This is a genomic window from Nocardia carnea, from assembly GCF_029869215.1.
Taxonomy (GTDB): Bacteria; Actinomycetota; Actinomycetes; order Mycobacteriales; family Mycobacteriaceae; genus Nocardia; species Nocardia carnea_B.
In genome coordinates this window covers 12,528-27,587 of record NZ_JARWPM010000348.1, presented here as the reverse complement: position 1 = coordinate 27,587, position 15,060 = coordinate 12,528, and the positions used below count along the sequence as shown (strand labels likewise).

1 protein-coding gene (cut by a window edge) is annotated in these 15,060 nt (G+C 67.3%); it reads left to right on the top strand.

Going from position 1 to position 15,060, the window contains the following annotated elements; translation table 11 throughout:
- Nucleotides 1–85: 85 nt before the first annotated feature.
- The coding region annotated (locus tag QH276_RS24210) for a protein phosphatase 2C domain-containing protein (RefSeq protein WP_280406913.1) crosses the window boundary (this coding region is incomplete at its 3' end): on the top strand, nt 86–15,060 show 14,975 of its 27,502 nt. 12,527 nt of the annotated region lie beyond the right edge of the window.

Below are 15,060 nucleotides of genomic sequence, written 5' to 3'. Positions count from 1 at the left end.
CGGTGGCGTTCATGGAGCGGGGATCGGTCTGCTGGAGTGGGAGTTCGATGGGGCTTGGGTGAACCGAGTGGTGGGGCCGTAGACCGTGAGTGACGGTACAGAGGGTTTGCCTCCTTTCGTCCAGGGGTTGATCTGGGCTATCGCGGGTGACACGTGGCCCGAGGCCGATCCGGACGAATTGTGGCGGATGGCCGATGAGTTGCAGGCCGAGATCGACAACGAGACATACACCCGTGAGCTGGCGGAAGGGAAGCGGGATACCGCGCTGTCGTATGAGCACGGCACGGGTGGCGAGCGGATCGTCGAGGCGATCGAGGAACTGGAGTTCTTCGGTGGTGATCTGCGGGAGTCGACGCAGGAACTGGCCAATTATATCGGTGAACTCGGGAACCAAGCGTACAAGACGCGGCGGCAAATTATTCTCGCGGCGACATGGCTGGCTCTGGAGATTCTTTATGCGACGGGTATGGGACCTGCGGGCGAGGTGATCAAGTGGCGTGCCTGGATTTGGGCGCGTTGTCGTGCGCAGGCTGTGGGCGCGTTTTTCCGGGGGTTCATCGAGAAGCTCGGTGCGCTGATTGCGAAGAATGCGCTGGCGCATGGTCTGCCGAAGCTCTCGCGTGTGGCGATCATCGGTGGGGATTATGCCTTCGAGATGATTCAAGAGGGTGTCGAGGAGTTGTTTCAGGGGTTTGTGGAGGAGGCGGGGGTTCAGTGGCTGATGTTGAACGCTCTGGAGGACAGCGGTTACGACTGGGAAGGGCGGCAGCAAGGGTTCGATTGGGAGGCGATCAGGATAAACTTGTGGGCTTCCCTGGCGGGCGGCGTTGCCGGTGGCTGGGCGGGCCATTACCTGCATCGTTTGCTCGGTAAGCACGATATCTTCGGTGGCGATCGTTGGGGTGGGATGTGGCGGGGTGGGGTCGTCGGTGCGGGTGCGGGTTTGGCGGGTGGTGTGGCGGGGGCCGCGGTGGGGATCGGTTTGTCGGGGCAGGGGTTCACCGCGGAGGCGGTGAAGGACAGCCTCGGGGGGTTGGTGAGCAGTGTCGTCTCGGCCGCGCCGTCGAGCATGATCTACGGGTATCGCGGTATGTCGGGTTACAGCGGCGAGGAGCTGCAGTACCTGAACAAGCTCAAGGGATGGAAGAGCAGTGAGGAGGCGCGCCTCGACGCCGACATCATCGCGATGACGATGAAGGCCCATGTCGAGGCTGAGTTCCCGCCGGGCCGCGAGCGCGATTTCGTGCTCTGGGAACTGGAGAATGCGATCAACGGGATCGACGAAGCTGTCACCGTACCGGGACCACGGGGCACGCCCGACACCTACGGTAAGGGCAACAACGGTGCGGTCGAAGCCGGCTCGGTGAACCAGCATGCCCGGCTGATGCTGATGGAGAATCTGCAGCAGAATTTCGACGGCCGTGCCAATGGGGGAACGTCGATGGCCGGATTGTCACCGAACCCTGATCTACCGCCGGGCGAGGCCCGGGCCGAGGCGGCCAAGGTTCTCGAACGGGTGAACAGCCGTATCGACAAACACTTCGAAGGGAATGCCGTCCAGCGGGACCGGGCACGCGAATTCGTCACGGCGATGATGGACGGTGTCGATTTCACCGCCGACGGCCTCCCGATCGACCCCAATGAAAACCTGCGCCGGCTACAGATTCTCGAACAGAATGCGAACACGTGGTTCGACGCAGGGAACCCCGCCCCGGTCGGTCAGCCGACCCCGGCGGCCGGACCCGCCGGAGCGACCGGGACGTCCGATCCGGCGTCCGGACCTGCCGAGGAGCCGGCGCAGGCCGAGATTCCCGTGCAGGGCACCGCTTTCGGAGTCAGCGAGAACGAGATCGATCGTGTTCTCGGCGAAGTACTCGCCGCGGCCGGCAATCCACCCGACGGCGCCCAGGTGCGATTGATGCTGGAGGCAGTCAGGAACGCTTTGGGGTCCGCTATTCGGCGTACCGGAAGCGGGGTCCGGGTTCGGGCGGGTATATCGCAATGGGGGAAGATGGAGGTCACGGTTGTCGACGGCCGTGGCCGCCAGGATCCCCCTCTGCAGTTCTCGCTGCCCCGGGCTACGGCGTCCCCGGCCGGGGAGAGACCGAACGCCGAGGCGGGCACGAGTTCCGGGGCCGGCGAGCAGCCGCAGTGGGCCGGGGCCGCCGGAAAAGCGGGGGAGACGGCGCCGGTGGCGGAGGCACCGGCTGCGGAACAACCTGCGGCCGGTAGTCCGGGCAATTCTGCGCTGGTTGTGGACGTTCCGGTTCCGGAGACACCTGCCGAAAAGCTGTCGGTGGAGGTTCCCGCCTCCGAGAAGCTGGGCGCCACCGATACCGACGTGGACGCGCAAGAATTCATTGCGCATCTCACCGAAGCGATGCCGTGGATGGTGCAGCAGCAGAAGCTCACCGAGCAGCAGCGGCGGCAGGAGCGCACGCAGTCGGATATCGCCCCCATCGGCGGCGCCTATGGTGTGCACGAGGTGCGGAGCCTCGCCGATCTCCGTGACGGTGAGGGCGACGATGCTCCGTTGATAGCGGGTTTGCTGTCGTTCGGCGTCACGGTCGAGGCAGGAGCGGTGGAAACCGCTGTGTCCTTGATGATGACCGCCGCCGACTCCGTGCTGGGCGACTGGCCCGACGATCGGCGTGCGGCCGCGAAGCAGGCGCTCGCCAGGGCTGTGGAAACCGCTGCGGACCGATCCGAGGGTGCGGCGCGGATCGAGGTCGAACTACTCGGCGACCGCCTGCGGGCACACGTTTTCGACAACGGGCCGGCCCTGTCCGACGGTCCCGAGGTATCCGCCCTGCGCGGTGCGACTTCCGGCACCGACTCCGGTGGAATGGAGGACGGCACCGCCACCGTATGGCGCAACAGAGGCTGGCTCGAGGTCCCGGCCCACGGCCTGAGTGTCGACCCCGGCACCACAGCGCAGAAACTGCACGCCGCGCTCATCGAGATCGGCGTGGATCCGGCCGATCTGATGAAGGAAAGCACTGATTCAGCAGTCCCGGGGCCGAAGAATGTTGTCGAACTGGCTGCGATGGCGCAGGCCGAGCAGGCGAAGCTGCGGGATGCCGAGCGGAGAGCCCGCACGTCGGCCGTGAAAGCGGCGCGGACCGAGAGGGATCTCATCGCACTGTCGCGGGCGCCGTTACTGCCGAAGGCGGCATCCACTGATCCGATCCCGGCCGAAGTGCTGGAGCAGCGTAAGGAAGAGCTGGAAATGCTCCGGCTCGACCACCAGATCGCCGCTGCCGACGCCGAATCGGCCGCCGAGCGCGCGGCTGAACTCGGCGATTCTCAGCGATCGCTGACGGCTGCGCTCGCTGATTTCGACACACTGAGTACCGAATTCACAGGTGATGTTGCACGAGTGGAGCTGGCCGCCCTGGGTGGTCAGCCGGTCGGGAAGTGGGGGGCGATCGTCGGGGATCGGGTGGTCCTGCTCACGCCGGCCGGTGACTCGGACACAGTGTTGGACGAACCGGTGATCGCCGCGCTGCGGGCACGGGGTATCGAGGTCGAGCAGTGGAGGGCCGAGCTGGACCATACCGGCCACGTTCGGTTCAAGGGCCCGGCGAAGCGTCGGTGGCCACCGGAGCAGGACGCCTTGGCCCAGGAATACACCGTGGGGGTTGTGCGGGGGGAGCTGGTTCCGATCCTCCGTGCCCACCCCGCTGAGCCCGGGAAGCAGCGCGCCGCGGACGCCTTGGCTGCCGTCGAGATTCGCAGCGACGACGAGATTCGTGCTGCCGCGACAGCAAAGTCCGGCGAGCTTGTCCAGCGGCTCAGCGCGTACCCGGCCGGGTCGAATCTCGAGGCGCTGTACAAGCAGACCTCCGCCCTGATGACGGCCATCGAGCTCGGTAGCGACGACACGATTCGCGGCGCCGCGATAAGGAAGACCGATGAACTTCTGGAACGGATCCGTGCCTATCCGAACGGTGCGAAGTTGGCGGCCGCATTGTTGCCGACCTCCGCCCCGGCGCCGGCCACTGATCCCGGAAATGATGTCCTGTCCGCGCTGAGCGAGTCGAGGCAGCTCGAACTGGCCCTGGCCGGGCTCGAGAACGCCTTCGGCACCGAGGTTCCCGCCGAACCGGAACCACCGGCAACTACAGCTGACGAACGACGCCGGCTGGCAGTCGCCGCCCGGGCGCAACGGGCCCACGCGGGGGGCTCGGCCGTCGGGCCGTGGGGTGTAGCGGACGGCGATCGGCTGCTGATCGTGCAGTCTGCCGGGGAGGACAATCCGCTCGCCGACCCGACTGTCCTTACCGGCCTGGACGTGGCGGGAGTGCTGGTCGAGCGCCGCACAGTCGCAACCGACGGCACCGTAACCGTCGCGTACTGGAACGGTGCGGCCTGGATGACCAGGCCACCGCGTGTTGCCAGCCCCGCCCCGATTCCCGCCGGCCCGTACAGTGCCACGCTCGCGGCTATCGACCTGAGACTCCGGCGTACGCGTGCCACCCTGAATACGATCCGCGAGTGCGCTGGTTCGGACGAGGTCCGAGCCGCGGCGACCACGCGCTTCCATGAACTCGGCGGACAGCGTGTCCAGCTGGGCACCATGGCAGCCGCCAGGGCCGACGAACTCATCGACCGCTTGTTCGGCGAAGCCCGGACCTCGGCGGTACGTGCCGGCCTGCGCAACGACCTGGGTCTTCTGACCCGGCATGCGCCCAAACCGGAGGCGGAAATCGACCGCCTCCGCTGCATCGAGATGTACGCCGGCGGAGCGGCTCGCCCGGCAGCCACGAAAGTGCCGGCCACCGCGAGCGACGGGACAGGGCCACAGGCCGCTGCCGCGCCGGTGGACGGGACCGCTGCACATTCCGAGGCGGACAGCGAATCCGCCGACCTCCGGCAGGCGGCGCGTTCCGGCCCGGGTTCGGTGAACGGTGCGCCGGTCGCGGCCGACCCCGTGCAGTCTGCGTCCGAGGGGCCGATCGTGGTGGCCGGTGACCTGGCGAATGCGGACGCCGTCGTGGTGTACGTAGGCGACCGGCCCACGGGCACGGAGCCATCCGGCCCGGTTGCCGGCGAGGTCCGGGTGTGGGAACAGCTCGAATCGGCGGGCGCGACCCGGGCCGCGGTGATCCGGCCGGGCGACAACTCTCCCGACGGTGTCCGGAAGGCGGTCGCCGAGGCGGCGGCATCGGCTCCCGGGGCGCGCATCACCGTCGTCGCGACGGATCCCGCGGCTATGGCGGCAGTTCGGAACGGGATCGACCCCGTGACGGCGCGGTCGATGCACGCGGTGATCCACACCGGCGACGCGTTCGCCGATATCTGGGACATCGACAGGAAGGTCTTCGGCTGGTTGCCCTGGTGCGGTGTCGAGGTGTACGCGGTGGCCGGCAGCGGGCCGGTTTCGCCGGCCGGGGTAGTCGGAGTATCAGCGGACGATCTCGGCCGGATCGCCCGGGGAAATACCATCACCGAGCAGCTTTTGACGTTGGAGATCCGCTCCGATAAAGAGCGCGGCGAGCTCCTGGCTGCGATCGAAAAGGTGCGTGCGGCCACGGAGCAATGGCCACACAAACAGCGGAACCAGGTGGTGCGAGCGGTGCTTGCCGCTGTTCGCGAAGCGGAGGCGCGGTCCGATGGCCAGTTCGAAATCAAGATCGAGAGGAAGATCGAGGAATCGCATGACTTGATGGACCGAACCGTCTCGCTGCGGATCGATGTCCTCTCCCGAGGCGAAATACCCGAACCCTACACAGCCCCCGCCGCTGTGCTCGAGGTCGCGTCCTCCTCGCACATGAGCCGTGCAACCGGCACGCAGTTGCCCAACCGGTTGTCCTTTGAGATCGTGTCCCTGCCCGATGCATCCGGCGCGCCGCTTCCCGGCATAAAAGATGGTCCCCGTACAGAATTTCTGGAACGCTGGTTCAAGGCCCATCACAAGCACCGTGATAAGCGCCGCGATTACGCGCTCGCGGCCAGTGCCTCCTCCGAGGACGGTTTGGCGGACGAGCCATCGGATGACCCGGAGTCGATGTCGCCGCCGGGTCTCCACGATGATGACGGGGCCACCGCACCCGTGTCGCACGGCGAGCGCGAGGGAGCTACCGCGCCTGCGTCGGCCGAAGGGAAACCGGATGAGGCGGCGCCCGGGGTCCAGCGACCTGAACCGGTTCGGTTTCTCGGGGCGCGGGCCGGGAACGGCACAGGGGATTCGGCATTCGGTGCCGCCGCTCGTACGGCACTGCAACAGCTCGGCGGTACGCCGATCGGCACCTGGGGCCGGATCGTCGATGGCCGACTGATTCTGGTGTTGCCGCCGGAAGCCGACGATCCGGTCTTGGATGTGTGGGTCCGTCAGGCACTGGCGGCGAAGGGCGTCGAGGTGGAGGTGTGGCGACCTACCGTCGATCGGAAGCTGGAGCGCTGGGACACCGAGAAACTCGAATGGATCACGGGGCAACCGGTGGCCGAGGAGATCCGGAAACCCGGTGACGAGGTCGCGGACCTCCGATATGAATGCCGGTTGCGTGCACTGAGCGAAGTCCTGACGCCGATTCTCACCGCGCAGGGCCGCGGCATCCGGCTGGGTTCGCCTGCGGCAGATGCGATCGGGGACGCCGACGCTGCCGCGGAGTTGCGTCGAGTCGTTGCCGCCCGTGCCGAGAGGGTGGCAGTGGCACAGGAGATCGAGCGGCTCGACAGGGAACTGCGGAACCTGATCCCCGAAACGGCCCAGCAGACCGCGGAATATGCCGAGAAGGCCCGGCTGATCGAGATCCAGCGGATTCAGCAACGGTCCGTCGAATCGGATATCCCACCCAGGCGGCTCGCGCAGTTGCAGGCCGCCTGCGAATTGCTCGATTCGGCGCCTCGTACCCTCGAGGAGATTGCGGCCGATATCGCCACCCGACAGGACAACGTGGCGGCCCGGCTGAAGGATCTCGCCGGCGCCACAGACCACCGCCGGATTGCCGCCCTCCTCCGCGCCGTAGCGACCGCAGCAAATGCGGTGCCGGACACCGCCATCGACACCGACCTGCGCATCCTGCACACTCTGAGTGAGGGCCTGCGCGGGCTGGAATCCCTCTTGGCGCCCGATATCACGGCGACCCCGGAGCAACGCGAACATCGGGCGGAATCCGTCCGGGCCGAATACGCGGGTCTCGACGGCCTGCCACTCGGCATCTGGGGCCATATCGTGGGCAATCGACTGGTCGTCGTCACCACCGACACCACCGTGATGTGGCTGCGGGACCCTGAGCTGCTCGATGCCCTCGAGCAGGCCGGGGTGGTGGTCGAGCGGCGGTGTGTAACCGGTGCCGGGGATCCAGCCGTCGCGTACTGGAGCGACGGCAAATGGTTCACCGAGCATCCGGACGGCACCGGCGACGACAGTGACGTCGAACCCGCGCAGACCCTGCGCACACTGCGCGGCGTTCTGGCCGCGCACACGATCGATATCGACCGCGGCAGTGACGATATCGATGAGGCCGTACTGGCTGCCCTTGCCGATGCGCAGGAGCTCGTCGAGCCCGATCAGCCGGTGCCGGACGAGCTCATCTACCTGCGTGCCATGCGTGAGATGAGCGAGGTCCTGCGGGAGATCGACGGGCGTGCAGAACCTCCGCGGAAGAACGTCACCGGCACCGAGAGGACGGCGAGTTCCGCGGACTCTGTCGGCACCGCACCCACCGCCGCGACGTCTGCACCTCCCAGTGAACAGGACCCGGCCGGTGACGGTTCCGGCCTGAGCGACTACGGCGTGAATACACCGGGCCTATGGGACGGCGAACTATTCATCGCCACGGACGAGGTCGAGATCGCCCACGCGCTCGAAGCTTCCGGTGCGTTGCCCGAGTCTCTTGCCGGTCAGCTCGCGGAGGCGGCGCGGATCGCCTTGGAGCATGGCGCCCCCGGTGTCGCGATCGGGCGCGCACTCGACGGTGCGGTGAGGTTGCGGGTGCCTGCCGGTGAACAGGCAGGCTGCACGATCACGGCCACCGATGCCGGCCTCACCGCGGAATGGGATGTGCGACCCGGCGCTCAGGAACAGCTGGGCATTCTGATCGAGCAGGCGGATGCACTGGGCGCCGATATCACGGAGGCTCTGCAACCGTCGGTCGGCCACCTCGACGAGCACGGTTTGACCGTATCGATGACCATGTCGTTCGCCGACGGTGCCGGGGAGCCTGCCGTGCGATGGCAGCTGAGTGGGCTCGGCCCCGGCGAGCTTCCGCATCTCGGCGCGTCGGAGAGCACCGAGGCGACCAGGGAATGGGCACCGCCCAACGGCCAGGTTGTCACCGTGGCCGCGGACACGTCCGATAAGGAGCACGCCCAGGACACCCGCGCCGCGCAAGCCGAGTCGGCGTGCCTCACCGCTCTGGCACCTTTCCCGGGCACCGCGGCGGGGCCCTGGGCGCGGGTGAGTGACGGAAAACTGGTGATCATCGCACCCGTCGGCGCGGTGGATCCCATAGTCGACCCCGATGTCCTCGAAACCCTCGGTGCCAAAGGAATCGCCGTCGAACAGTGGAGAGCCGGCGTCGACGACGCTGGTTCCCCAGTGTTCGAACGGTGGGACGGCACCCGGTGGGTAGCGGACGGCACCACCCCTGCCCCTGCCACCACCACGCCGGACACCATGGCGGCGCGGCTGTGGCAGGAGTACGCCGCCGGGGTGGTTGCGGAAACGCTGCTCGAACAGGAATTCGGCATCATCGGATCGGCCGCGGGGCTTGCGATAAGCGCCCTGGCCGATCTCTCGGACTCCGACCTCGATCCGGAACGGCTCGACACGCTCGACACCGAACTCGCGCGACTCGAAGCGGAAATCGAACGGGTCGACCGTGAATTGACCGCGTTCGACAACCAGGCTCCGGTCCAGGTGCCGAGCGCTGGGAACCGGAAAACCAGGCGTGTGGCCGCCGAGGCGGCCGCCGCGGAAAGCGCCCGGCGCCGGACCGAACGCGAGCGGTTGACCGCCGAGCGCAAACGGCTCGGCACCGAACAGGAGCACTTGGCACAGCAGCGCTCGGACCTCCCTGCCCGCAGCGCCGAGCTCGCCGGACACCTGGGACTCAGCACAGCGCAGCTGGCGGACCGGCTGCCGCGGCTGGCGGCGCTGCAATCGCTGTGCCGAGCGGCGGGTCGCGGACCGGCCGCGGTGGCCACCGCGGCCCGCGAACACAGTGCGAGCCTGCGCCGCCGGATCCACCGGTACACCACCGAGCAACAGACGCACCGGACTGCCGGGGAATACCGGCCCATCCACAAGACCATGGTCACGGCAATCGACGCGGCGAACGCGGTCCCCGAGATCGGAACACCGGCGGATATCGAACGGCTGGGCATCCTCGAGACCGGGTATTCCCAGCTCACGGAATTCGGTGCCGCCGCGTACTCCCGGGCCGGCCATTACGCCGCCGCGCCTGCATTGCCGGATGCCGCGACATTCGCCGAACAGCTTCGTGCCGGCCTCGCGGGCGTCGGCATCGACGTGCCCGTCGGACTGACGGCGGCCGAACTTGCCGAACAAGCAGATGGCGCGCTCGAAAGCCCCGCGATGGATCTCGAGGATCCCGGGTGGCGCGCTCTGTCGCAGGCCTCCAGCGCCTACGCAGGGGCTGTCGCGCAACTGCCCGGGAAGTGCGCGGCGGCCGCACATAACCATTTCGAGCAGCTGGACGGTGTGCCGATCGGTTCGTGGGGCCGAGCGGTGGACGGCGGGCTGATCATTGTCACCGCCGAGGCCGCGCTCCCGGCGCTGGAACCGGACGACCTGCGAGCCCTCGAGCAGGCGAAGATACCCGTAGAACTCCACACCGTGGCAGCCGACGGCAAGGTAACGGTGACACAGTTCCGCAATGGCGGCTGGGCTGCGACGACACAGCCGATCACCGGGAGACCGGCCGTTGTTCACACCCCGGCCGCGCACCTCGCGTCGCAGCACTCGGCTGTGGACGCGATCCACCGGGCCCTGGCCGACCGGATCCTGGGTGCGGAACACACAGAGGAAGCGCTGCACACGGCACTTTCCGTCCCTTCCGCCGCAGACGAAATAGTCCAGCTCGGCACCGACATAGCGGCACTGAACGAGCGGAGCAAGCGCGCCGAGAAAGACCTCGACGAGCTTGCGACGCAGCACCGTAGGACAGAAATCGAACGGGACGTGCTGGCCGCGACTCTCCGGGCCCAGCAGGAAGTCACGGACTTCGACAGGGCTCGGCTCGACGAGCTCAGCGCAACCGTCCAGCGGCTGGAAGCGGAGATTCGGACGCGCCGGATCGAACACACCGAAGCGACCACCGCGAGCCTGCTGGCCGGTACCCGTCGCGACGATCTGGTAGAACTCCTCGCCGACCAGGGTTTGCTGCACCAGGATCAGGACGGCAACCCGACCGTGTGGGACGCCGGCCGGCTGGCTTCCCTGCGCGCCCTGCGCGATATCGGCGACCGGCGTGCCGAACTCGTGGAACAGGCGTGCGCGGCAGCCGACAAAACCATCGAGCAGATTCGCGCGCAGATCACTGGCGCCGACCTGCTTCTCGAGGATCGCGCCGTGCTGCTGGCACAGTTCTCCGAGGTATTCCCGGGCAGCACGGGCGGCGAACCGGCCGAGAACACCGACGCGTCGGCCGAGCTCGAGCGATACCAGCGGGCCGAGAGCGCGCTCCCGTGTTTCGAATTGCAGCTGGAAGGCGCGCGACTGGCCCAGGCGCAGTGGCGTGCGAACCCGGATCTGGCGCGGCAGGCGGAACTGGACCGGATCGGCGGCACTCCGGCCGGGCCGTGGGCGCGGGTGTGTGGCGGGAAGCTGGTGATCATCGCACCGGCGGGAGCGGACGATCCGGTACTGGCTGCCGACGTCCAACAGGCTGTGTCCGACCGCGGGGTGCCGATCGAACAGTGGCGTGTCGGCAGCGACGAAGACGGTACGCCGATCTTCGAACGGTGGAACAAGGGCCGGTGGGAGCGCGGGCGCCCCGAAATCGCGCCGGATCCGGAGACGACCGGGGCACATCTGCAACACAAATACGCAGTCCGCGTTGTGGCCGAGGCCCTCGTCGGCCACGAGCTCGATAGGAGTGCCGAGACCGTCGGCCCGGCGGTGGGTCTGGTGGCCGGTCTGACGGATGCCGATAACGACCCCGGTCGCCTCGAGCAGGTGCGGGCCGAACTGGACGTGGTCGAATCACGGCTGGCCGGGCTGGACGGGCTGGGGCCGGTGCGATTGCGGCGCGGAGGAGACCGCGAGGCCGCGAGGCGACAGGCCGCTGCCGAAACGGAGCGCCGTAATGCCGAACGCGCCAGGTTGCGCGAAGCACTGGAGGGCCTGCAGTCCGAGTACGACCGGCTCAGCAGGCCTCGTTCCGAACTCGGGGATCTGCTCGGAACCAGCGAACCCGAAGCGCTGGCGCACTCCATTTCCCGGCTGATGCCGCTGCGCGCCCTGTGTGCGGAGGCCGACCTGAGTACGGCGGACCTGGCCGGCGCGGCTCGTACGACCGGCACCCGGCTGCGCGGCGCTATCGAGTTGTCCACTGCGGAGCGGAAACCGCATCGTACGAAGGCCGAGTACGAGCCGATTCGCCAGGCTTCCGAGAACGCGATCGCTGCGGCGGACGCGGTGCGGGGTGCGGACCCGGCATCGGAGATCGAGCGGGTCCGGATCCTCGAAAACGGTGTGGCCGAGGTGGAGTCCTTCGGGGTTTCCGCACGATCCCGAATCGATCCGGTGCCCGAATCCGACCGGCAGCCACTCGATTCCTACACGTTCACCGACCGCTTCACCACACTGTTGCAGGCGCTGGGTGTGGAAATCGGCACGAATGAATCCGCAGCATCCGCCGCCCGGAGGGCGCTGGAGAACGCCGACCGCACGCAATGGCTGTGGCTCGAGCTGGAGCTGCTGGTCGAGCAATACGACGCACACTGCGAAGCATACGAACAGCGCTGGGCAGACGCGGTCCGCGCCGAATTCGACCGGATCGACGGAACCCCGGTCGGTTCGTGGGGCCGGGTGACCGGCGAGGGACTGGTGATCGTCACCAGTGCCACCAGCTCACCACCCCTCGAACCGGGTGAGCTGCGAGCATTGCAGTTCGCCGAGGTACTCGTCGAACAACACACTGTCGATGCCGACGGCGAGGTCACCGTCACCTGGTTCCACAACGGTGGCTGGGTATCCGAGAAACCACCGGCCGGTCCTGGCGAAAACGATCGCCCGGCTCCCGGAGCACTATCGACTGCGCGCGCGATACACAACGCGTTGGTGGCCCAGATTCTCCGCAAGGTGCCGGGCTCGCCGGAAGGGAAAGCCGCGAATGAGATCGCGGTATTGGACGGCACGCTCGAACGGATAGACGCCCACCTGGCGGAGGTCGAAGCCGAACTCGAACATATCGATGCCCAGCTCACCACCGCCCGTACCACCGCCGGCGATCCGGCCACCGGATCCGGCGACGAGCCGCCCGATCCCGCAGCTCACGACGCGCAGAGCACCCTCGATCGCGAGGCCGAGATCGGTGCGTTGCTGGTCGCACGCAGCCATCTGGCGGTGGAACAGGAGGAGCTGCGCACCGAGCGGTGGACGGCGACCACCCGCCGCGGCGACAAGGTCGCATATCTCGTCGGCCGCGGCCACCTGAACCCGGACCAGCTCGACGCCGGCATCATCTGGGATACCGACCAGCTGCTGTCCCTCCCCGCCCTCCGCGAGGCAGCCACCTGCCTGGAAACCCTCGAGACCGAGCACGCCGAGCCCGCCGTCGAGGCGGCGTCCGCGCCGGAAAGCCACACAGGTGTGCTCGAGGAGTCGACCTTCCAGAAGGTGACGGCGGCGGAACTCGGGGATGGCTTCGAACCGGCAGCACTCCAGTCCGGGAGCCGATCCGCGGATAAAGCCGGCCCCGCCGTCGAATCGCCACCGGATCGGCACGCTCCGCGCAGCACGGCAGGGGAGGATGACCCCGGCTCCGGAACCGATGCAGCGGACGATCAGGCGGACGCAGTCAAGTCTGCTCCGCGGGGCGCCCGGGTTTTCCAACCGGAGGGCTTCCATTTCGAGGGCCCCGACGGCGAAGTGTTGCACCAATTCGGGAGTGGTGCTGAGGGTGCGCGTCCGGCGGGTGTGTCCGGGGAGGGAGGTCCCAGGGGCACACAGAAGGCGAGCGCCGCAGCGTTGCCTGACAACTCCTTTGATTCCCACGACGATGACGGTCGTGCGGGTGAAGCAGGAACGGATCCCTCGAACGGCGGTGGCTCCGAACCGGCAATCGAGCGTGAACACGAAGGCGGACCCCTTTTCGGCGCTCATGACACTGCGGATGGGGTCCGTCTCTACACCGCGGCATCGGGTGCTTCGCGGTCGCGATCGTTGGCGGCCGTAGCCGCGGATGACTTCGAATCGGTGTCGCTGCTCGGTTCTTCGCCTGATTCCTGGCGCGACGTGGAGGACGAGGTCTTCCAATGGACACGTGGGATGTCGGGACTGGGCGCCGGTACATATGAGTCTCGTATCGAGGGCGACGCGCTCGTTGTCGAGATCGTCTATGAATCCGGTTTGACTGCATCACTGCGCATCTCCAGCGGTGCCGGCAGCCGGGTGTGGAGTACAGATGTGCGCGGCGGTGACGCGTCCACCGAGGAACTCGCTAGTGCTTTCTCTCTGGCGAATGCCTTCTTGCCGGGTTTGTTGACCCACAATTGGGACTGCACTGACCCGCTGGTCGCGCACCGGTGGGCACTGCACTCGGCGGAGTCGGCCCACAATTACGGTATAACTCACCTGGTTTCGACCATGCAGGTGGCTGGACCAAGCGAACGTCACCTGTCCATCAGGATGGAATCTCCCGAAACCGAATCCAGCGTCTCGGCACTGTTCACCGGGAACGAGGGAGGCAACCCTCCGACCGGTGGAGAAATCGATAAACCGTCCGAGGTGTGGGCGCAGGCTGCGGCGGAACAGCGTCGTGCCGAGGAGAGGCAGCGCGATGCGGTTGTCATGGACAAGATCCGGAACATGAGCAAATGGCTGCGCCTCTCCGCGCCATGGCGGGAGGACGCGCGGCTCGGGGCAGCGCTCCTACCCACCCGGATGTCCGAACTCAGGCAGATGTGGGATTCACTGTCGGATGCCGCTCGTGCCCAGCTGGTGGACACCATGGACCTGCGTGAAGTCGCCGGCCTGCCGATACCGGTACGTGACGAACTGAACAGGAAGTACTGGTTCGGCCCGAACGCGCATTCGGACACAGACCCACGCTCGCGGATACAACCCGAACAGTACACTCGCCTGCGCGAGATCCGGGACGAAAGTGATGCTTGGTCGGATGCATTGCCTGGCCGGCCGCGGCTCCGGGTGCACTCAGTGGATCCCCACAGCGGTCGTGCGGTCTTCGTGCTGGGAGAATTCGACGCCGATACCGTCGGAGTGCTGGTCGGGGACGGTGAGTTTGACAAATGTCTGGATTTGGTGGCGGCCGCTCGCGCCACCTATGAGGACATTGTGATCCAAGGCTCCCAGCCGCACTCGGCGGCGCTGGTCATCGCGGTCGGTTACGAAGAGTTCGGCCCCGATGGTGCGGGTCTGAACGAGCTGCTCACGTCGATGGTCGCCGAATCCGAACAGTGCCGCGGAGACTCATCTGCGCAGTTCCATGTGGTCGGGTACGGTCGGGGCGCCGGGACGCTCGCCGCTGCCGCTGGTCGAGAAGACATGCCGGAGAAGGTCGAATCGCTGGTCTACCAGGCTCCGCATCTGGTGGCCGAAGCCCCATGGCCTGAAACAATCTGGTGCGCGGCCGATTACCAGGCGCGCTCGACGTGGGTGGTGCGCGGGGATGATGATGCCGTCGCACCGTGGATTCCTGGGGCGAAGCGGATCGAGCCCCAAGGCATTACGGCCTTGCTTTGCGGTGGTCTTCCTGTGACGGCCGACCGGCAGGAACTGGCGGAACTTCTCGAAGCGTCCGTAGAGGAAATTCGCGAGGGGCTTGCGGACGTGGAGCAGCTTCCTGGGGACCCAGAGGCGAATGTGGTGTTGTTGCGGGAGGCGGAAAAGGCCGCTGCGCACGGTGT